This is a genomic window from Gaiella sp. (assembly GCF_057140465.1).
The window spans coordinates 17,566-37,118 of sequence record NZ_DBNHWK010000008.1; the positions used below are offsets into that span (position 1 = coordinate 17,566).

At 72.8% G+C, this 19,553-nt stretch carries 24 protein-coding genes; 14 read left to right on the forward strand and 10 right to left on the reverse strand.

Going from position 1 to position 19,553, the window contains the following annotated elements:
• Positions 1 to 83: 83 nt before the first annotated feature.
• Positions 84 to 275 carry an FmdB family zinc ribbon protein gene (locus AC162C_RS00630; RefSeq protein ID WP_462972439.1) on the reverse strand — a complete coding sequence of 64 codons (192 nt, stop codon included), beginning with the start codon at positions 273 to 275 and terminating at the stop codon, positions 84 to 86.
• On the opposite strand from AC162C_RS00630, the gene AC162C_RS00635 reads away from it, so the two are divergent.
• From AC162C_RS00635 to AC162C_RS00655, 5 genes are all read left to right on the forward strand, one after another.
• Positions 274 to 480, forward strand: coding sequence for a hypothetical protein (locus tag AC162C_RS00635; protein WP_484095860.1), 207 nt, complete (start codon positions 274 to 276; stop codon positions 478 to 480). The two genes, AC162C_RS00630 and AC162C_RS00635, sit on opposite strands and share 2 nt — an antisense overlap.
• Positions 477 to 1,856, forward strand: coding sequence for an amidase (locus AC162C_RS00640; RefSeq protein WP_484095861.1), 1,380 nt, complete (start codon positions 477 to 479; stop codon positions 1,854 to 1,856). Before AC162C_RS00635 ends, AC162C_RS00640 begins: the two co-directional genes overlap by 4 nt.
• 61 nt (positions 1,857 to 1,917) lie before the next feature.
• Positions 1,918 to 3,333, forward strand: coding sequence for a dihydropyrimidinase (hydA, locus tag AC162C_RS00645; protein ID WP_484095862.1), 1,416 nt, complete (start codon positions 1,918 to 1,920; stop codon positions 3,331 to 3,333).
• The gene (locus AC162C_RS00650) at positions 3,333 to 3,986 is read left to right on the forward strand and encodes an isochorismatase family protein (RefSeq protein ID WP_484095863.1); all 654 of its coding nucleotides are present in this window, start codon (positions 3,333 to 3,335) and stop codon (positions 3,984 to 3,986) included. Before hydA ends, AC162C_RS00650 begins: the two co-directional genes overlap by 1 nt.
• Entirely contained in the window at positions 3,983 to 5,032 is a 1,050-nt protein-coding gene (locus tag AC162C_RS00655; RefSeq protein WP_484095864.1) for a tartrate dehydrogenase, read from the forward strand. The genes AC162C_RS00650 and AC162C_RS00655 overlap by 4 nt, the downstream gene beginning before the upstream one ends.
• On the opposite strand, the gene AC162C_RS00660 is transcribed toward AC162C_RS00655, so the two are convergent.
• Positions 5,016 to 5,885, reverse strand: a complete 870-nt coding sequence (locus tag AC162C_RS00660) for a DMT family transporter (RefSeq protein ID WP_462972445.1) — start codon at positions 5,883 to 5,885, stop codon at positions 5,016 to 5,018. The two genes, AC162C_RS00655 and AC162C_RS00660, sit on opposite strands and share 17 nt — an antisense overlap.
• Before the next feature lie 89 nt (positions 5,886 to 5,974).
• Here AC162C_RS00660 and AC162C_RS00665 point away from each other — a divergent pair, with 89 nt between their 5' ends.
• Positions 5,975 to 7,126, forward strand: coding sequence for an MFS transporter (locus tag AC162C_RS00665; protein WP_484095865.1), 1,152 nt, complete (start codon positions 5,975 to 5,977; stop codon positions 7,124 to 7,126).
• Here the strand turns inward: AC162C_RS00665 and AC162C_RS00670 are convergent.
• Positions 7,092 to 8,345 carry a hydantoinase/carbamoylase family amidase gene (locus AC162C_RS00670; protein WP_484095866.1) on the reverse strand — a complete coding sequence of 418 codons (1,254 nt, stop codon included), beginning with the start codon at positions 8,343 to 8,345 and terminating at the stop codon, positions 7,092 to 7,094. The genes AC162C_RS00665 and AC162C_RS00670 overlap by 35 nt on opposite strands.
• A gap of 76 nt (positions 8,346 to 8,421) precedes the next feature.
• Between AC162C_RS00670 and AC162C_RS00675 the strand changes: the two genes are divergently transcribed.
• The 3 genes from AC162C_RS00675 (at position 8,422) to AC162C_RS00685 (ending at position 10,456) form a co-directional block, all read left to right on the forward strand.
• Positions 8,422 to 9,432, forward strand: coding sequence for an ornithine cyclodeaminase family protein (locus AC162C_RS00675; protein ID WP_484095867.1), 1,011 nt, complete (start codon positions 8,422 to 8,424; stop codon positions 9,430 to 9,432).
• The gene (locus tag AC162C_RS00680) at positions 9,429 to 9,707 is read left to right on the forward strand and encodes a hypothetical protein (protein ID WP_462972449.1); all 279 of its coding nucleotides are present in this window, start codon (positions 9,429 to 9,431) and stop codon (positions 9,705 to 9,707) included. Before AC162C_RS00675 ends, AC162C_RS00680 begins: the two co-directional genes overlap by 4 nt.
• 197 nt (positions 9,708 to 9,904) lie before the next feature.
• The gene (locus AC162C_RS00685) at positions 9,905 to 10,456 is read left to right on the forward strand and encodes a hypothetical protein (protein WP_484095868.1); all 552 of its coding nucleotides are present in this window, start codon (positions 9,905 to 9,907) and stop codon (positions 10,454 to 10,456) included.
• A gap of 10 nt (positions 10,457 to 10,466) precedes the next feature.
• Here the strand turns inward: AC162C_RS00685 and AC162C_RS00690 are convergent, their stop codons facing one another.
• Genes AC162C_RS00690 through AC162C_RS00705 form a run of 4 tightly spaced genes read right to left on the reverse strand, consistent with a single transcriptional unit; the run spans position 10,467 to position 13,263 of the window.
• Complete coding sequence (locus tag AC162C_RS00690; RefSeq protein WP_462972451.1) at positions 10,467 to 11,186, reverse strand: SDR family NAD(P)-dependent oxidoreductase; 720 nt, start codon at positions 11,184 to 11,186, stop codon at positions 10,467 to 10,469.
• Positions 11,183 to 12,223, reverse strand: coding sequence for an acetamidase/formamidase family protein (locus AC162C_RS00695; protein ID WP_484095869.1), 1,041 nt, complete (start codon positions 12,221 to 12,223; stop codon positions 11,183 to 11,185). Before AC162C_RS00695 ends, AC162C_RS00690 begins: the two co-directional genes overlap by 4 nt.
• Positions 12,220 to 12,645, reverse strand: a complete 426-nt coding sequence (locus tag AC162C_RS00700; RefSeq protein ID WP_484095870.1) for a GAF domain-containing protein — start codon at positions 12,643 to 12,645, stop codon at positions 12,220 to 12,222. Before AC162C_RS00700 ends, AC162C_RS00695 begins: the two co-directional genes overlap by 4 nt.
• A gap of 27 nt (positions 12,646 to 12,672) precedes the next feature.
• On the reverse strand, positions 12,673 to 13,263 hold the full coding sequence (locus AC162C_RS00705; RefSeq protein WP_484095871.1) for a DsbA family oxidoreductase: 591 nt from the start codon (positions 13,261 to 13,263) through the stop codon (positions 12,673 to 12,675).
• A 24-nt stretch (positions 13,264 to 13,287) separates the two neighbouring features.
• On the opposite strand from AC162C_RS00705, the gene AC162C_RS00710 reads away from it, so the two are divergent.
• The 4 genes from AC162C_RS00710 to AC162C_RS00725 all read left to right on the forward strand — a co-directional run bounded on the left by AC162C_RS00710 (position 13,288) and on the right by AC162C_RS00725 (position 16,216).
• Positions 13,288 to 13,854, forward strand: coding sequence for an amino acid synthesis family protein (locus tag AC162C_RS00710; RefSeq protein WP_484095872.1), 567 nt, complete (start codon positions 13,288 to 13,290; stop codon positions 13,852 to 13,854).
• Positions 13,855 to 13,861: 7 nt separating this feature from the next.
• Positions 13,862 to 14,758 (forward strand): NAD(P)-dependent oxidoreductase, encoded by an 897-nt coding sequence (locus AC162C_RS00715; protein ID WP_484095873.1) that lies wholly within the window; start codon positions 13,862 to 13,864, stop codon positions 14,756 to 14,758.
• 42 nt (positions 14,759 to 14,800) lie between these two features.
• A complete protein-coding gene (locus AC162C_RS00720) occupies positions 14,801 to 15,757 on the forward strand; it encodes a cyclase family protein (protein WP_462974753.1) in 957 nt (318 codons plus the stop codon).
• Positions 15,758 to 15,823: 66 nt separating this feature from the next.
• Positions 15,824 to 16,216, forward strand: coding sequence for a RidA family protein (locus tag AC162C_RS00725; RefSeq protein ID WP_462974752.1), 393 nt, complete (start codon positions 15,824 to 15,826; stop codon positions 16,214 to 16,216).
• Positions 16,217 to 16,225: 9 nt separating this feature from the next.
• Here AC162C_RS00725 and AC162C_RS00730 read toward each other — a convergent pair whose 3' ends face one another.
• Complete coding sequence (locus AC162C_RS00730; protein WP_484095874.1) at positions 16,226 to 16,693, reverse strand: hypothetical protein; 468 nt, start codon at positions 16,691 to 16,693, stop codon at positions 16,226 to 16,228.
• Positions 16,694 to 16,802: 109 nt separating this feature from the next.
• Here AC162C_RS00730 and AC162C_RS00735 point away from each other — a divergent pair, with 109 nt between their 5' ends.
• A complete protein-coding gene (locus AC162C_RS00735; protein WP_462974750.1) occupies positions 16,803 to 18,155 on the forward strand; it encodes an aminotransferase class III-fold pyridoxal phosphate-dependent enzyme in 1,353 nt (450 codons plus the stop codon).
• A 1-nt stretch (position 18,156) separates the two neighbouring features.
• Here AC162C_RS00735 and AC162C_RS00740 read toward each other — a convergent pair whose 3' ends face one another.
• Together AC162C_RS00740 and AC162C_RS00745 are read right to left on the reverse strand one after the other, a co-directional pair.
• Positions 18,157 to 18,951, reverse strand: coding sequence for an alpha/beta fold hydrolase (locus AC162C_RS00740; RefSeq protein WP_484095875.1), 795 nt, complete (start codon positions 18,949 to 18,951; stop codon positions 18,157 to 18,159).
• Positions 18,952 to 19,080: 129 nt separating this feature from the next.
• Positions 19,081 to 19,551 (reverse strand): redoxin domain-containing protein, encoded by a 471-nt coding sequence (locus AC162C_RS00745; RefSeq protein ID WP_484095889.1) that lies wholly within the window; start codon positions 19,549 to 19,551, stop codon positions 19,081 to 19,083.
• Between the last annotated feature and the right edge of the window lie 2 nt (positions 19,552 to 19,553).

Genomic DNA, 19,553 nt, shown 5'->3' on the forward strand with positions numbered 1-19,553 from the left:
AGTGCGAAAGTCTGACCTATGCGCCCCGGAACGCCAAGCGAGAGCGGTCGCCGACGGCTCCCCGCACGTGCCGCCGCGCGGGCTCAGTCCCAGCTGCGGCCGACGCGGTCCCAGGCGACGTCGCTCGGGAGCCACTCGGTGTTGATGCGCGAGAGCAGGCGCTCGACGTCCTTCGAGCCGCAGGCCGGGCAGGGCGGCGCGGGCTTCGTCGAGAGCGACAGGAACTCCTCGTACTTCTCTCCGCACGCGGTGCAGCGGTATTCGTAGATCGGCATGTCCCCCGAGTCTAGCCACGTCCCCTCCCTCGACGAGCTGCGGGCGGCCGCACGCGTCCACGGCGTGGAGCCGTCGGACGCCGATCTCGAGGCCGTGCAGGGCTTCCTCGCCACGATCCTGCCGTCGTTGTCCGCGATCGAGCAGCGGCAGGGGCCGGCCGACCCGCCCGCCGGCCTCTTCTTCCCGGAGCCCGACGCTTCGTGACGATCACGGCGCTCGCGCGGCGGATCCGGGACGGCGAGCTCTCGCCGCGCGAGGCCGTCGTCGACGCGCTCGCGCGCATCGAGCGAGGAGACGGCGCGCTCAACGCCTTCATCTCGGTGCGCGCGGACGAGGCGCTCGCCGAGGCGGAGGCGCTCGCCGGGCGCGAGGTGCGCGGCCCGCTCCACGGCGTGCCCGTTGCGATCAAGGACGTGATCGACGTCGCCGGCGCGCCCACGACCGCGGCGTCGAAGATCCTCGCCGACAACGTCGCGCCGGCCGACGCGACCGTCGTCGCGCGCCTGCGGGCGGCGGGAGCGGTGGTCGTGGGGAAGCTGAACACCCACGAGTTCGCCTGGGGGGCGACGACGACGAGCCCGCACTTCGGCCCGGCCCGGAACCCCTGGGACACGGAGCGCATCTGCGGCGGCTCGAGCGGGGGCAGCGGGGCGGCGGTCGCGGCGGGGCTCGTGCCGGGCGCGCTCGGCACCGACACCGCCGGCTCGGTGCGGATCCCGGCGTGCCTCTGCGGGGTGACCGGCGTCCGCCCGTCCCTGGGGCGCGTCCCGAACCGGGGAGTCGTCCCGGTCTCGTGGACGTTCGACGCCGTGGGGCCGCTGGCGCGGACGGCAGAGGACTGCGCGCTCCTGCTGGAGGTGATCGCCGGAGGCGATCCCGCCGACCCGACGAGCGTCGGCGCGCCGGTGCCCCGGTACACCGAGCTGCTCGCAGGCGGGATCGGCGGGCTCCGCGTCGGCGTCGTCTCGCACCTGTTCGAGGGGGCGATCGACCCGCGGGTCGCGGCGACGGTCGAGTCCGCCGTCTCGGAGCTCGCCGCGCTCGGCGCCACGGTCGAGCGCGTCGACGCGCGCGTGCTCCGCGAGACCGAGGTCGTGCAGCAGCTGATCATGCTCCCGGAGGCCGCCGCGGCGCACCTGCCGTGGCTGCGCACGCGGCTCGCCGACTACGGCGTCGACGTCCGCAGCCGTCTCCTCGCGGGCCTGCTCCTCCCGGGCACCGCCGTCGTCACCGGGCAGCGCGCGCGACGCCGCCTGTACGGCGAGGCGCTCCAGCTGCTGCGGGGCATCGATCTCCTCGTCGCGCCGGAGATGCCGATCGTGGCCCCGCGGATCGGCGAGGACCTCGTCGAGGCGGGCGGCTCGACACTGCCGTACCGCCTCGCGCTGATGCCGTACAACTCGCCGTGGAGCTGCCTCGGCCTCCCCGTCGTCTCGGTGCCGTGCGGCTTCGTCGACGGGCTCCCCGTCGGGATGGCGCTGATCGGCCGCCGTCTCGACGAGGCGACGGCACTTCGCGCGGCGCACACGTTCCAGCAGGCGACCGACTGGCACGGAAGGAGCCCGCCCGAGGCCGCTTGACGTCGCGGCGCGGGACGTCGTATACACCACGCAGAGCCCGATGAAAGGGGAGTGACCACACATGTCCGTGCTCATCAAGGGCGGGCGCATCATCACCGCGTCCGACGACTACGTTGGCGACGTCTACATCGAGAACGGTGCCGTCTCGATGATCGGCGCCGCGCTCGACATGACGGCGGAGAAGACGATCGACGCGACCGGCAAGATCGTGATGCCCGGCGCGATCGACCCGCACACGCACATCGAGATGTTCTTCGGGGGAACGACGACCTGCGACGACTTCACCTCGGGCACCGTGGCGGCGGCGTTCGGCGGCACGACGTCGCTGATCGACTTCTGCATGCAGGCGCCGGGGACGTCGTTCGCCCAGGCGCTCGAGAACTACTACGAGAAGATCGAGCGCTGCCCGCCGGTGATCGACGTCGGCTTCCACATCGGCGTCACCGACCTCCGCGAGGGCGGGACGCTCGAGGACCTCGCGAAGCTGCCCGACGAGGGCGTCACCTCGTACAAGCTCTTCATGGCCTACAAGGGCGCCGTCATGGTCGACGACGAGACGCTCTTCAAGACGATGCAGGTCGCGCGCGACACGGGCGGCCTGATCATGGTGCACGCCGAGAACGGCGACGCGATCGACCTCATCGTCAAGGAGACGGTCGCCGCGGGCAAGACCGACCCGATCTGGCACGCGCTGAGCCGGCCGATGGAGACGGAGGCGGAGGCGACGAATCGCGCGATCCAGCTCGCACACGTCGCCGATGCGCCGCTGTACGTCGTCCACGTCTCGTGCCTGCCGGCCGTCGAGCCGATCGCGCTCGCCCGCGAGAAGGGCTGGAAGGTGTGGGGCGAGACCTGCACCCAGTACCTGTTCATCGACGAGAGCGCGCTCGAGAAGCCCGACTGGGAGGGCGCGAAGTACATCTACACGCCGCCGCCGCGGCCCAAGGAGCACCAGCAGCACCTCTGGAACGCGCTCGTCGGCGACGTCCTGTCGGCCGTCTCCACCGACCACTGCCCGTTCAACTGGCCCGACCAGAAGGGCATCAACGGGCGCGAGTTCCAGGTCGTCCCGAACGGCGGGCCGGGGATCGAGAACCGCCTGCACATGCTGTGGACGTTCGGCGTGCGCGAGGGTCGGATCACGCCGAATCGCTTCGTCGAGCTCGTGTCGACGAACATCGCGAAGCTGTTCGGGCTCTATCCCCGCAAGGGCACGATCGCGCCCGGATCCGACGCGGACATCGTCGTCTGGGATCCCGAGAAGAAGCTGACGATCTCGGCGGCGACCCACCACACGAACATCAACTACAACCTGTTCGAGGGGACCGAGGTGACCGGGGCGCCCGAGGTCGTGCTCGTGCGCGGCCAGGTGATCGTGGAGAACGACGAGCTCGTCGGCAAGCCCGGTGACGGGCAGTTCGTGAAGCGCGCGCGCTTCGGCGAGGAGCTCCTTCCCGCGGCGAAGGCGGTGACGTGATGTCGGACGAGCAGGCCCGGGACGTCTACGCGAAGGCGGGCCTCGGGCAGGGCGTGACGATGGGCGAGCGCCCCGCGGTGCTCGTGATCGACTTCTCGTGCGGGTTCACGGACCCCGAGTGCGCGCTCGGGTCCGACATGACGCCGGAGGTCGAGGCGACGAAGCGCCTGCTCGACGTCGCCCGGGCGAAAGGCCTGCCGATCGTCTACACGACGATCGGGTTCGAGCCGAGCCTGAAGGACGGGGGCCTCTGGATGCAGAAGGTGCCCGCACTCGGCGACCTGCAGATGAGCGGCAGGTGGGTCGACATCGACCCGCGGCTCGAGCCGCGCGAGGACGAGACGGTGATCGTGAAGAAGGGCGCGTCGGGCTTCTTCGGCACGAACCTCGCCTCGGTGCTCGTGTCGCAGAAGGTCGACTCGGTGATCCTCTGCGGCGCGACCACGAGCGGGTGCATCCGCGCGACCGCCATCGACCTGCTGCAGTACGGCTGGCCGACGATGGTGCCGCGCGAGTGCGTCGGCGATCGGGCGCAGGCGCCGCACGAGGCGAACCTGTTCGACATCCAGGCCAAGTACGCCGACGTCGTCTCGGTCGACGACGCGATCGCCTACCTCGAGGGCGTGCCGGGGAAGATCGGCGCCACGACATGACGGTCCGGGTCGCCCTGCTCCCGGGGGACGGGGTCGGCCCAGAGGTGATCGCGGAGGCCCGGCGCGTCGTGGACGCGCTGGGCCTTCCGCTCGCCTGGACGGAGCTGCCCTGGGGCAGCGCCTGGTACCACGAGCACGGCGCGATGATGCCCGACGACGCGCTGGACGTCCTCGGCGGGCACGACGCCGTCCTGATGGGCGCGATCGGCGACCCGTCCGTCCCCGACGACGTGTCGCTGTGGGGCTCGATCCTCCACATCCGCCAGCAGCTCGACCTGTGGGCGAACGTGCGCCCCGCGCGCCTGCTGGACGGGATCCCCTGCCCGCTCGCGGGCCGCGGGCCCGCCGACGTCGACATGCTGTTCGTGCGGGAGAACACCGAGGGCGAGTACGCGGGGGTCGGCGGCCGCGCCCACCGGGGGCTCACCTCGGAGGTCGCGCTCGAGACGAGCGTGTTCACGCGCGCCGCCGTCGAGCGGGTCGTCCGCCACGCCTTCGCGCTCGCGGAGGCGCGCCGCGGCGTGCTCACGAGCGCGACGAAGTCGAACGCCTCCCGGTACGGGTACGTGCTGTGGGACGAGGTCGTCGAGGAGGCCGCGGGCGACCATCCCGGCGTCCGCGTCGAGCGTGTGCTCGTCGACGCGCTCGCCGCGCGCATGGTGCGCGACCCGGGGTCGCTCGACGTCGTCGTCGCCTCGAACCTGTTCGCGGACATCCTCACTGACCTGGCGGCCGCGCTGCAGGGAGGGATGGGGATGGCGGCGAGCGCGAACGTCGCCCCCGGGGGCACCGTCCCGGGGCTGTTCGAGCCCGTGCACGGGTCTGCGCCCGACATCGCCGGCGAGGGGGTCGCCAACCCGTCGGGAGCGATCTGGAGCGCGGCGCTGATGCTCGAGCACCTCGGCGAGACCGACGCTGCGGCGGCCGTGATGCGGGCGCTCGAGGACGTCTGCCGCGATGGGCCCCGCACGCGGGACGTCGGGGGCACGTCCTCCACGCAGGCCGTCGGCGACGCGGTCGTCGCGCGGCTCAGCGGACGACGCTGATCAGCACGCCGCCCGCGAGCACCAGCGCGCCCGCGAGCACGGTCCGGCGGCCGATCGCCTCGCTCCGTCCGTAGAGGAGCGCGGCGAAGACGACGGCCCAGAGCGACTGGGTCGCGTTGAGCGGTGCCACGAGCCCGACCCGTCCCCGGTCGAAGCCCGTGACGAGCGCCCCGTACGCGAGCGCCAGCAGGACGCCCGCGGGCACGAACGCACGGATCGAGGGGCGAAGGTTCGCGCGCGTGCGGCCCCCGCCGCGCCGGAGCGCCACGAAGACGGCCGCGATCGCGACGGCCGCGAGGAGCGATGCGGCGGATGCCTGGAGCGGCACGGCGTCGACGTCTCTCGCCACCCAGCGCACCGCGTTGTCGCGGACGGCGAACAGCCCGGCGCAGACGAGGGCGAGCACGACGCCGAGCGTGCGGAACCCGGCGGGACGGCCCGGGTCGAACGCGAACGCGGCACCGCCCGCGACGACGAGCGCGGTGCCGACGAGGAGGGCGGGGCGGAACGGCTCGTCGAGGAGCGCGAGCGCGAGCAGCACCGACGCGAGCGGAGCCGTGCCGATCAGGATCGCGGCGCGGGCCGGGCCGGCGTAGCGGACCGCGAGCACGAACACGATCTGCGACATCCCCGGGACGACGAGGCCGATCACCGCGAACCGCCACAGCTCGTCCACGTCGACCCCGGAGAGCGCCGACGGCAGCGCGATCAGCGACGCCGCTCCGAACGCCGTCGCGGTGATCACGGCCGTGCCGAGCGCGGCGTCGCCGCCGCGCAGGAGCCCCCAGCGGACAGCGACGGTCATCGCCCCGAAGAGGACGCCTGCGAGGAGTCCGAAGGCGATCGCGTCCACGTGTCGTCGGGACCCAGCGTCCTCTAGGCTCCCGCCGTGCCCGCGCGCGCGTCGACCACGAGGAGCATCATCCAGCACGACGGCGTCGCGTGACCGCTCGAGCCGTCACCGCCGGCAGTGCCGTCGGGTTCGCTGCGGGCTGGAACATCGCCGACACGGGTGCGATCGCCGACGAGCTGACGGGCGACTACGGCGTCGGCCTCCCCATGATCGGCCTCTTCACGACGGCCCTGTTCGTGACGCACATGCTCATGCAGCTGCCGGCGGGACGGCTCAGCGACCGGCTCGGCCCGGCGCGCGTGTGCGCGGCCGGCCTCGTCGTGCTCGCCGTCTGCAACGCGCTCGCGCTGTTCGCGCCGACGGCGTGGCTCGCGCTCGCCACCCGGACGGCGATGGGCGTCGGCACGGCGTTCGCGTTCATCGGCGGCAGCGACTACGTCCGGGCGAGGGGTGGCTCGCCGTTCGCGCAGGGACTGTACGGGGGTCTCGCGACCGCGGGCGGGGGCGCGGCGATCGCCGTCGTCCCCGTCCTCGTCGACCCCCTCGGATGGCGGGCGCCGTACGCGAGCGCGGTCGCGGTCGCGGCGGTCGCCGGCGTCGCGCTCGCCTTCGGGCCCGGGGCGCGCGCGGCGCACCGCATCCACGGCGCGACGCCGATCCGCGGGCTCGCCGGTGACGGGACGCTGCTCCGCCTCGCCGTGCTCTTCGCCGCGTCGTTCGGGCTGAGCGTCGTCATCGGCAACTGGGTGGTGACGCTCCTCGAGGAGACGGCGGGGCTGGCGGCCGGTGCCGCGGGGGCGGTGGGGGCAGCGACGCTCGTCCTCGGCGTCGTCTCGCGGCCGCTCGGCGGCTGGGTGTTCCGGGCGCACACCGACCGCACCGGCCAGGCGATCCTCGCGAGCGCCGTCGCCGGCGCGCTCGGCGTGCTGCTCCTCACCGCGGGCTCCGTCCTCCTCGGCCTCGTCGGCGCCTGCCTCGTGGGCCTCGCGGCCGGGATCCCGTTCGCCGCCTGCTTCACCCGGGCGGCCGTGCTCCATCCGGGGAGCCCTGCCGCCGCGGTCGGGTTCGTCAACGCCGCCGGAGCGTTCACGATCCTCGTCGGCACGCCGCTCGTCGGCGTCGCGTTCGCCCACGACGCCGGCACGGCCGCGTTCGTCGTGCTCGCCGCGCTGTGGGCGCTGAGCGTGCTCGCGCTGCCCGGTGCGCTCAGTCCTGCAACGCCGCGATCGCGCCCAGGATGATCTCCGCGGCGAGCGCGGCGTCGGCCGGGTCCGCGTCCTCGTCCGGGTGGTGGCTGATCCCGTCCTTGCAGGGCACGAACACCATGGCGCTCGGCACGCGGTCGGCGACGCACATCGTGTCGTGGGCGGCCCCCGAGTGCATGCGGATGTAGGGCTCCCCGGTGGCCGCCGCGGCTGCGTCGAGGGCGTCCACGATCCGGTCGTCGAGCGGCGTCGCCGGCAGCGTCTGTCGCTGCCGCACGTCCGCCGTCATGCCGCGCGCCGCGGCTGCCCGCTCGACGAAGGCGGCGACGTCGCGGGCGACGCCGCGGTAGGCGTCGTCCACGGGGCCCCGGATGTCGAGCGAGAAGCGGATGCGGCTTGCGATCGCGTTGATCAGGCCCGGGTCGACCTCGATCTCCCCGACGGTGCCGACCGTTCCCTGCCCCGCCGCGACGGCCAGCCGCTCGAGCTCGAGCACCGTCTCGGCGAGAACGGTCGTGGGGTCGAGCCGCAGGTCCATCGGGGTCGCCCCCGCGTGGTCGCCCCGTCCCTCGACGATCACGTCGGCGTGGACGTAGCCGGCGATCGTGTGCACGAGGCCGATCCGGTTGCCGGTGTCCTGCAGCACGCGCGCCTGCTCGATGTGCATCTCGATCCATCCGGTGAGGTCGTCGAGGGCGTGGATCGACTCCCGCCAGCGCGTCGGCTCGTAGCCCGCGCTCTCCGCGTGCTCCCAGAAGCTGCGGCCGTCGTCGATCGCCCGGAACGACTCCCGCAGCTCGTCCTCGGTGACCCGCTGGAGCATGATCCTGCTCCCGAGCAGCATCTGCCCGAAGCCGGAGCCCTCCTCCTCGAGGAACGAGATCAGCTGCAACGGAAGGTCGAGCCCGAGCTCCGCGTTCAGCCGGCAGACCTCGAGGGCGGTGACGACCCCCATCGTCCCGTCGTAGCGGCCGCCGTTGCGGTTCGAGTCGCAGTGCGAGCCGATGCCGAACACGGGCTGCCCCGGCGGGCGGTTGCGCGCGATCAGCGTCCCCACCGGGTCCTCGCTCACCGTGAAGCCGAGCTCCTGCAGCGCCGCCGTGAAGTAGTCGAGGGTGTTGCGGTAGACCGGCGTGTACGCGTACCGGCGGATCGCCTCGCTCGACACCGTGTAGTCCGGGCCGGCGAGCGTCTCGATGTCGAGCTCGATCCGTCGTGCGCTGCGCTCCCGGTCGACCGTTGCGTGCGCGGCCATGACACGACCATACACGGGTGCACCCGCACGCGTCCCGGACGCTCGTAGAATCGGGCCACGCGACGAAGGAGGCGGCATGGAGAGCTGGCGCAATCGCAAGACCCTGATCCTGAGCCGCACCGACATGATGGGGCTGCTCACCCCGGCCGAGTACGTGGACTGCGTCGAGCACGCGTTCCGCATGCACGGCGAGGGGCGTGTGTACATGGAGCCGAAGGGGCACATCGTGCTCGACCGCTACCAGGGCGAGTGGGAGGTCATGCCCTCGTGGATCGAGGAGCCCGAGGCGGCCGCGTGCAAGTGGGTCTCGATCCGCGAGGACAACGCGCGCTACGACCTGCCCGCGGTCTTCTCGATCCTCATCTACACGCATCCGGAGACCGGGTTCCCGCTCGCGATCTGCGACGGCTCCTACCACACGCTGATGCGGACGGGCGCGTCGGCCGCGGTGTCCGCGAAGTGGCTCGCGCGCCCCGACTCGACGGTGCTCGCGATCCTCGGCACGGGGTCGGTCGGCGAGGGCACGCTCGCCACCTGCGACACCGTCTTCGCCTGGGACGAGGTCCGTGTCTGGAGCCGCTCCCAGGCCTCGGTCGACCGCTTCCTCGCCGAGCAGGGGCCGCGCTTCCCGCACCTGCGCCTCACCGGCACGATCGACGTGCGCACGGCGGTCGAGGGCGCCGACGTGATCGTCACCGGCACGCACGCGCGCGGCTGGATCGTCGACGAGGCGTGGGTGAAGCCGGGCGCGCACCTCGCCGCCCTCGGCGCCGACCTCGAGGGCGAGCAGGAGCTCCACCCCGGACTGCTGCAGCGGGGTCGCGTGTTCGTGGACGACATCCGCCAGTGCGTCCCCGACGGCGAGGTCAACGTGCCGCTCCGCGAGGGCCTGATCAGCGAGGACGACATCGCCGGCGAGATCGGCAAGGTGATCTGCGGCGAGCTCGAGGGGCGCCAGTCCGACGATCAGGTGACGGTGTTCGACTCGACGGGGATCGCGCTGCAGGACTCGGCGACGGTGCCGCTCGAGGTGGAGCGGGCGTACGCCGCCGGTGTCGGCGTCGAGAAGAAGATGATCTCGACATGATGGCGGCGGCGATCGCCGAGGCGCCGCTCACCCGTGAGCAGGCGGCGGCGCTGGCCGCGTTGATGGACGAGGCGAGGCCGACCCGGCCCGCGGGCGTCGTCACGGCGGCGCTCCTCTACGAGGACGGCGTGGCGACGCTCGTCGCGTGCTGGGCGAGCCGGGACGAGCTCGACCGCTACCTGGAGGAGGTCGACGTCCCGCGCGGCGTGGAGCTGATGCGGCGAGTCGGCGCCGAGCCCACGCTCCGCGTCGTCGAGCTCCTCGAGCTGGGCTGATGGCGGAGCTCGAGCTCTACTGGCACCCGGCCTGAGCGAGCTGCGCGGCGGCCCGGGAGTTCCTGGGCGAGCACGGGGTCCCGTTCGCCTCCCGCAACGTCCGCGACCGCGGCGAGGGCGAGCGGCGCTGGGCGGCCGCGGGACGGCCGATCGTCCCGTCGCTCGCGATCGACGGTGAGCCACGGCCGATCCTCCACGTGTCGCAGCTCGCACGGATGCTCGGGCTGCCCCCGCCGGCGGCTGCGCCGTGCGCACGGCTCGCCGCCGACGCCGCCGACGTCCTCCGCGCCTGGCTCGACCAGCTCCGGCCGCTCCCGCTCGACCTGCTGCTCGCTCCCACGCCCTCCCGGGGCCGTACCCTGCGCAACCTCACCGTGAACGTCTTCCAGCCGTTCACGCTCCTTCCCGGGGCCTGGGCCGGCGACGGGTTCCCCTGGCATCCCGAGGAGGACGACCGGCTCGAGGCGACGCTCGACACGGCCGACGACGTGGTCGCCTTCGCGACGGCGATCCACGAGAACTGGAGCGCGTTCCTCGCGCAGGTGGACGACCTCGAGCGCCCGGGGCTCGTCGTGGCGTCGCCGCGCGGGGCGCTCGCGTGGCACGAGCTGCTCGACCACCAGCGCTGGCACGCCGCCTTCCACTACCGGCAGCTCGTCGCCGTCCTCGACGCGGACGGACGTCCGCGACCGGCGGCGCTGCCGCTCGAGCTGCTCGTCGGCCTCGAGCTCCCCGACGACGTCTTCTAGCGCCTTCCGGCTACCACGGCAGGGCAGGCTCGCCGGCCGTCCAGCCGCCGTCGACGGGGAGCGTCACCCCGGTGATCGCGCTCGCGAGCGGGCTCGCGAGGAAGACGATGGCGGCGGCGATCTCGTCCGCACCGAGGATTCTGCCGAGCGGGATCCGCTTCGTCGCCGCCTCCGTGAAGACCTCGTTCTCGAAGAACGCCTCGGTCATCGGCGTCAGCGTGAACCCCGGAGCGACCGCGTTCGCGCGGACGCCGGCCTCGGCCCAGTCGATCGCCAGCGACCGCGTGAGCGCCGCGACCGCTCCCTTCGCCGCCGTGTACGCGGCCTGCATCGGGAGCGAGACGAGCGCGGCCTGCGAGGCGACGTTGACGACGGCGCCGCGACGGGCGCGCAGCAACGGCGAGAAGGCCTGGCACGTGTTGACCGTGCCGATCACGTTCACCTCGTAGGCGCGCCGGAAGTCGTCCGTCGGCAGCTCGTCGACGGGCAGGTTCGGCGTGAGGACGCCGGCGGCGTTGATCAGGACGTCGAGGCCGCCGTGCTCGGCGTCGATCCGCCCTGCGAGGGCGTCGAGGGCGGCGCGGTCGGTGACGTCGACCGGGTCGTCGCCGCCGAGGTCGGCGACGAGCACGACGGCGCCGCTCTCCTCGAGCAGGGTGGCGCACGCCGCTCCGATTCCGGACGCGCCGCCGGTGACGACTGCGACCCTGCCGGTGAGACCGTCGATCATGGAGAGGCACTCCCTTCGAAGACGTCGAGTGGGCACAGGGCGGAGACGAGCGGGTAGGGGACGTCGACGACCTCGGAGAGGTGGAGGTCGACGCACGCCGAGCACAGGCAGTACGCGGCCGGGCGCGAGAGGCCGTGCTCGGCCTCGAGCCAGTCGATCATCGCGAGCAGGGCCGCCCGCGCCGCGGCGGTGAGGTCCATCGGGTCGGTCTCCGGGATCCCGGTCGTCGCGAACGCCGCCCGGCCCGGCTGCGCCGGCGTCTCGTAGGCCGGGAACGCCGGCACCCAGCGCGGCTGCTTGCGGAGGCCGAAGCGCACGGTGATCGCGGCCTCGATCTCGATCCCGGTGCCGCAGACCTCGCCGTCGCCCTGGGCGAAGTGGACGTCGCCGGCCGAGAAGAGCGCCCCGGGCACGTGCACGGGCAGGAGCAGCGTCGACCCCGCGACGAGACGCCGGATGTCGATGTTGCCGCCGGTCTCGCGCGGCGGGATCGTGCGCAGCCCCGAGGCGGCGAGCGGGGGGTACGCGCTCTCGGGGAGCGGGTCGGCCACCGGCCCGCCCGCGGCGCGGATCTCCTCCTCCCGCGCGCGCTGCCGCTCCATCAGCTCGTGCGACGGGGCGACGCCCATCACGCCGGCGTGGACGACCGCCGGCACCGCGATCCCCGGCAGCTCGCTCGACCGGGCGTGCGCCCCGTCGAGCTCCCAGCCGACGAGGAACGGCTCCGTGAAGACGTCGGCGAGGAAGCCGAAGCCGGGGATCACCCCGTTGACCCCGAAGTCGGCCGTCTCGTAGCCGACGACGTGCACCTCGAGGACGTCGCCCGGCTCCGCTCCGTCGACCGCGATCGGGCCGGTGAGCGGGTGCCCGAGCCCGAGGTCGAGCGCTCCGCAGTCGGCGTGGGTGCTCTCGCGGGTGAGCTGTCCGTCGAGGCCGTCGCGCGTCTCGAGCGTGATCTCCTCCCCGGGGCGCACGGACGCGACCGGCGGCAGGTCGGGGTGCCAGCGGTTGTGGCCCTCGGCGGCGGGGATCCTCACAGGAGCCCCCGGATGCGCTCGGCCGCGGCGCTGGCGGCGGCGACCTCCTCCGCCGTCCACGTGCGTGGCGCCCCGAGCTGGTGGACCGACACGATCGCCTCCAGCCGCCCCTCGACCTCGATCGGCGTCACGATCTGGGACGCGAGCCCGCCGTAGACCTCGCGCATGCGGTGGAACGCGGGGTCGTCGTAGGCGGTCGCGCAGTCGTCCTGGACGACCTGCCGGCCGCGCTGTAGCTCGAGGACGACGGGCTGCGTGGGGAGGTGGACGGTGCGCTCGCCGCGCAGCGTGCCGACACCGGGTGCGAGCGCCTCCTCGACGACCGGGAACGGGTCGTCGCCGGGGACGTCACGACGCAGCGTGACGCGGCTCGCCCCGGTCGTCGCGAGCAGCTCCTCCAGCACCTCGGGCACCGACGCCATGCGTCGATCATCGCACGGAGGGGTCGGCTACGTCGTGCGCGGGATCAGCGGCTCGCCGTCGAGCAGCCGTCTGAGGCCGCCCATGCCCCAGTGCGTGCGGCCGTCGGCGGTGAGGAGCGTCGGCACGCCGCGCACCCCGGCCGCCTCCGCCTCGGCACGGATCGCCCGGATCGCCGCGTGCCGGTCGGCGTCGTAGGCCGCGGCGACGGTCTCGTCCGGGTCGAGGCCGGCGCGCCCGGCGGCGCGGCGAAGCTCGGCGTCGGTCGAGATGTCCTCGCCCTCGCAGAAGAACGCCTCGTAGAGCGCGTGCTTGAACGACCGGAGCAGTCCGCGCTCGCCGGCGTGCAGGCATGCGGAGACGATCAGCGTCGAGCGCGGCTGGTAGCGGGGCAGGTGGATCTCGACCCCGGCCGCCAGGGCGCGGCGGTAGACGTTCTGCGTCCAGTCGGTGCGCAGGTGGTCGCCGCGCACCTCGAGCAGCGGCTTCGGCGCCGGCCGCAGCTCGAACGGGAGCCACTCGACCTCGACGTCGCCCGCGTCCTCGGCCGCCTCGATCACGTGCGACTCCATGTACGAGTACGGGCAGACGACGTCGTAGAAGAAGCGGATCCGCTCCATGTCGCATCGCAGTATGCTCGACGGATGGACACGAACGGAATCCGCAAGCTCGTCACGGTCGTCGAGGACGTGCACGTCGAGGGCGGCAAGGAGGTCGAGCCGCCGACGCGGATCGCCGCCGCCGCGGCCGTGATCGCGAACCCGCTCGCCGGGCGCTACGTCGAGGACCTCGAGCCGCTGATCGACGAGTACTGCGAGCCCCTCGGCGAGCTCCTCACCGGGCGTGCGCTCGAGGCGCTCGGCGCTCCGGCGGAGGGGTACGGGAAGGGAGCCCTCGTCGGGCTCGACGGCGACGTCGAGCACGGGTCGGCGATCATCCACAACCTGCGCTTCGGCAACAAGGTGCGCGACCCCGTCTCCGGGACGACCCTGCTCCCCGCCGCCGAGAAGCGCGCCGCCGCGGGGGCGACGCTCGACCTCGCGATCAAGCACATCACCGACCAGACCGTGCGCTCGCACCACCAGACCTTCGAGGTCAGGATCCCCGACGCCCCCCGTGCCGACGAGATCGTGATCTGGGTCGTGCTCGCCGCCGCCGGGCGTCCCCACGCGCGGCTCGGCGCCTTCGGCAGCGAGCTCGCCGCGTCGTAGGGCGGGAATGACCGCGATCGCGTTCGTCGGCCTCGGCACGATGGGCGCGCCGATCGCCCGGCACCTGATCGCGGGTGGGCACGCCCTCGTCGGGCACGACGTCGACCGCGCCCGGATCGACGACCTCGGCATCCCGTACGCGGCCTCGCCCGCCGAGGCGGTCGCCGGCGCCGAGGTGGCGCTGACCTCGCTGCCCTCGCCCGCGATCGTCCGCGAGGTGTGGCTGGGTGCGTCCGGCCTCGCCGCGGGCGCGTCACCGGGAGCCCTCCTCGTCGACCTCTCCACCGGCCCCCCCGAGCTCGCGCGCGAGCTCGCCGACACGCTCGAGCCGGCGGGGCTCGACGTCCTCGATGCCCCGGTCAGCGGCGGGCCGCACGGAGCGACCGACGGGACGCTGACCGTGATGGTCGGCGGGCGCGAGGAGCCGTTCACCCGTGCGCGCCCGCTCCTCGAGGCGTTCGGGCGGCACGTCGTGCTCGTCGGCGGGCACGGCGCGGGCCAGACGGCGAAGCTCTGCAACAACCTCGTCGCGGGCGTGACGATGGCCGCGGTCGCGGAGGCGTGCGCGATCGCCGAACGCGAGGGCATCGACGCGGCGACGCTGTTCGCGTTGATGGCGGCGTCGACCGGGGACTCCCGCGTGCTGCGGACCCGCTTCCCGCTGGCGGGGGCGGACGAGGCGCACCCGTCGTCGCGGGACTGGCATCCCCTGTTCGCGCTCGACCTGCTCGCCAAGGACCTCGAGCTGGCGGTCGCGCTCGCCGCGACGGTCGGGATCGAGCCGAGCGTCGCCGAGTCGGCGCTCGCCGAGTACCGGCGCGCACAGGCGCTCGGCCACGGGTCGCGCGACTACTCGGCGATCTTCCTCGCAAAGCGTGCGTCGCCGCCCGACGCGATGGTTTAGGCTCGGAGGGCTTCCCCACCACGCGACCACGGAGGTGCTCCGATGGCGGACGACCTGGTTCCCGAGCCGATCCTCGAGCAGGACGGCGTGAAGGTCTCGAAGAGCCCGTGGGGCCCCGATGACGAGATCGGGCGTTTGAACTGGATCACGCCGGAGACGAACGCTGCGATCCTCGACCACCTCGACGGGCGCCACGTGTTCGACCTGAACGTCGAGTACTTCATCGGCATGCCGTCATGGGTGGCCGCCGGCGACCCGAAGTACGAGATCTGGATGACCCACACGCCGCAGGGGTCGGTGAACGACAACCTCTCGGGCATCGGCAGCCATGTCCACGAGAAGTACTCGTACTGCGGCGACTCGATCCACATGTACACGCACTGCGGCACGCACATCGACACGCTCAACCACCTCGGCTTCTACGGCAAGTTCTGGAACGGGTGGGAGGCCGACAAGGACCTCGGCAGCCGGCTCTGGAACAAGGGCGGGCTCGAGAAGTACCCGCCGGTGATCGCACGCGGCGTGCTCCTCGACGTCGCCGGGATGCACGGCGTCGACAACCTCGACGACTCGTACGCGATCACCCCCAAGGACCTGCAGGACACGGTCGCCAAGCAGGGCGTCGAGCTGCGCAAGGGCGACGTCGTCCTCGTCCGCACCGGGCGCATGAGCGTGTGGCCCGACTTCGACGGCTACCTCGTGAACCCGCCGGGCATCGGGCTCGATGCGGCCAAGTGGCTGTGCGAGGAGGCCGGTGCGATGTGCATCGCCGGTGACACGATCGGCCTCGAGGTGCTCCCCTCCGAGGAGCCCGAGGTGTTCCTCCCGGTGCACGCCTACATGTTCGCGACGGCGGGCGCGCAGATCATCGAGGTCTGCGACATGCAGGAGATCGCCGCCGAGAAGCAGTACGAGTTCGCGTTCCTCGGGATGCCGCTGAAGCTCCGCGGTGCGACCGGGGCGCCGATGCCCTCGTACGCGATCCCGCTGCGCGGCTGAGACCACCGGTGACGCGGGGAGGCGGTCGGCCGCCTCCCCGCACCTACCTTCGAACAGGGAGGCCAGATGGACGTCGAGCAGATCCGTCTCGACCCCGACCCATACGAGCCGTTCCGTCTCTCGCAGGGATTCCGGGTCGGCGAGCTCCTGCTCGTCTCCGGTCAGGCGGCGATCGACGAGCACGGCACGATCGTGGGCGCCGGCGACTTCGATGCGCAGGCGGAGCAGACGTTCCGCAACCTCGCGCGGGTGCTCGAGGCCGGCGGCTCCAGCCTCGCCGATGTCGTGAAGGTGACGATCTTCCTCACCGACATGGCGAACTTCCCGAAGATCGTGGAGCTGCGCGGCCGGTGGTTCACCCCGCCGTACCCCGCGGACACGATCGTCGAGGTCGGGTCGCTCGCGCTCCCGGAGCTCGAGATCGAGATCGAGGCGATCGCCGTCGTGCGCGACGCGTAGGCGGGCCGCTCAGCAGTCGAAGCCGATCTGGCGCGCCACGCGCTTGGCGTCGTCGCGCACCTTCTCGAAGCGCGAGAGCGAGACGGCCATCGGGTAGAGGGCACGTTCGCCCGCAGCGTCGTAGGCGTCCTTGAGCTCGACGAGCGAGCGGTCCGTGAGAACGAAGAACTCCTCGAGGTCGGATCGCAGCGACGGCGGCGTCTCGAGCGAGCGCACCGCGGCGGCCTGCTCGCGGAGCAGCGGCAGTGCCGCGCCGAGCGACTCGTAGACGGCCCCCGGGGAGGAGAGGTCGACGGGCGGCGCGATCTCGTCGAGTCGCTCGCCGTACTCCGTGCACACGGCGTGCACCTCGTCGAGGAACGCCTCCGGCGTCACCGACGGCTCGCCGCCGCGCGCGACGACGACGACGACCGCGGCCGACAGGGCGGCGGCCGCGAGCACCGCGGTCGCGAGCAGCGGCATGCGATGGCGTCGCATCCCGGGACTATAGGCCCCACGCCCCTCCTCGACGACATGGTCGCGGCGGGGCGATCACCCCGGACGGAGGCTAGGATCGTGCTGACGAGCGACGGGAAGGAGCGACACGATGGCGACGATCGAGACCAATCCCAACCTCGGCGCGGAGATCGTCGCCGACGCCAAGGAGTACGTCCTCTACTCGTGGTCGGTGCCGAGTCAGGTGAGCCCGATCCCGGTCGCCGGCGCCGAGGGTCGCCACTTCTGGGACTACGACGGGAAGCGCTACCTCGACTTCGCCTCCCAGCTCGTGAACGTGAACATCGGGCACCAGCACCCGAAGATCATCGCGGCGATCAAGGAGCAGGCCGACCAGCTCTGCACGATCGGCCCACCGATGGCGAGCGAGTCGCGATCACGACTCGGACGCCTGCTCGCCGAGGTCACGCCCGGCGACCTCTCGGTCTCGTTCTTCACGAACGGGGGCGCGGAGGCGAACGAGAACGCGATCAAGCTCGCCCGGCTCGCGACGGGACGGCACAAGATCATCGCCCGCTACCGCTCGTACCACGGGGCGACCAACGGCGCCGTGACGCTGACGGGCGACCCGCGGCGATGGGCCGTCGAGCCCGGGATGCCCGGCGTCGTGCGCATGTTCGACCCGTACACGTACCGGTGCCCGGCCGGGCACCCCGACCCGTGCCCCGTGTGCACCGGCGCGCCGCACCTGGAGGAGATCCTCGAGTACGAGGGGGCGCACACCGTCGCCGCCGTGATCCTCGAGACGGTCACGGGCACGAACGGGATCATCGTCCCGCCCGACGGCTACCTGCAGGCGATCCGCGAGGTCTGTGACCGGCACGGGATCCTGCTGATCCTCGACGAGGTGATGGCCGGCTTCGGTCGCACCGGGAAGTGGTTCGCCTGCGACCACTGGGACGTCGTCCCGGACATCATCACCGTCGCCAAGGGCATCAACTCCGGCTACGTTCCGATCGGCGCGATGATCGCGCGCGGCGAGATCATCGACGGCGTCCGCGACCGCTTCTTCCCCGGCGGGCTCACGTACGCCGGCCACCCGCTCGCGTGCGCCTCGGCCGTGGCCTCGATCGAGGCCTTCCGGGAGGAGGGCGTCGTCGAGAACGCCGCGGCGATGGGCGACTGGTTCGCCGACGCGCTCGCGGGGCTGCAGGAGCGCCATCCGTCGATCGGTGAGGTCCGTGGCCGCGGCTGCTTCTGGGGCATCGAGCTCGTGAAGAGCCGCGAGACGAGGGAGATGCTCGTCCCGTTCAACGCCTCGGGTGAGGCGGCGGCACCGGTCGCGCGGCTCGCGAAGGCGGCGCTCGAGCAGGGCCTGTACCTGATGACGCACTGGAACGTGGTGATGGTGGTGCCGCCGCTCACGATCACGCGGGAGGAGGCCGAGGAGGGCATCGCCGTCCTCGACGAGGCGCTCTCGATCGCCGACGAGTACGTGGCGTGAGCTAGGCCGGGGGGGCGAGGAACCGGGCGATCTCCGCCGCGGTCTCCTCGAGCGCGTCCCACAGCACCGTGTGCCCGCCCGGCACGCGGACGACGGTGAGCAGCTCGCCGAGGGCATCGCGATGCGCGTCGAGCAGGTGGTCGTACCGGAGGTAGCTCCTCTCGCCGAGCACGAGCAGGGTCGGGATCCGGACGAGCTCGAACGCCGGCGGCCGGGAGGCCATCTCCCCGTAGGCGGCGACGACGGCCGCCTGGCAGTACCGGTACCGCCATCGACCGTCGTCTCCGGTGACGAGGTGGCGGCGGAGCTCCGTCTCGAGCAGCTCGCGAGGCGCTCCGTGGAGCTGGCTCTCCTCGTAGCGGCGGTCGAGCGCCTCGTCGAAGGACGCGTAGACCCGATCCCGGCGCGCGTTGTCGGCGGCGAAGTGCGCGACGTGGGGCGGGAGGAGGATCGCCGGGTCGAGCAGCACGAGCCGTGTCACCGCATCGGGGACGCGGGCGGCGAGCTCGAATGCGAGGCGGGCGCCGAACGAGTGACCGATCCACGCCCCGGGTGCGCTGCCGACCGTCGCGTCGATCGACGCGAGGTGGGCGTCGATCGACCAGGGCGGCTCGTGCGGTGAGCGCCCGTGGCCGAGCAGGTCGGGTGCGAGGACGCGGTAGTCGTCCGCGAGCCAGTCCTCGGCGAGCAGCCGGAAGTGCTCCCCGTGCCCGGTGACGCCGTGGAGGCAGACGACGCGGGGTGCGTCTTCGCGGCCCCAGGCGGAGAGGGCGAGCACCCGCCCCTCGTCACGCATGCGCATCGCCGCCGACCGGGTCCACGCGCCCCCTTGGGGGATTCGACCCCCCTACCGGCACCGTACGCGAGCACCCGTGCCGGGTCGGTGTCGGCATCGTCGCGGGGGTGAGTCGGTGACGCGTGCGGCTCAGCCGGCGTCACCCTCGAGCGTCTCGAGCGTCTCGGGCACCATCTCCGCCCGCCGCGTGTCCGCGTCCTTGACGAGCGACCAGATGACCGTGCCCTCCTTGTCGATCAGGAACGTTCCGCGGACGGCGGCGCCGGTCGTCTCGTCGAAGACGCCGTACGCCCGGGCGGTGGCGCCGTGCTGCCAGAAGTCGGAGGCGAACGTGTAGGTGGCTCCGAGCTGACGGCGCCATGCCTGGCGCGCAGCCGACGTGTCGCACGAGACGAACACGACGTCGGTCTCCGCGGCATCGAAGGAGGCGAGGTTCTCCTGGAGGTCGAGGGCCTCCTCCGTGCACACGGCGGTGAACGCGAACGGGTGGAAGACCAGCAGCACGTTGCGCCGCCCGAGGAAGTCCGCGAGCCGCACGCGTCGCTGGTACGTCTCCTCGAGATCGAAGTCCGGGGCCCGGTCACCGACCAGAATCGACAGCT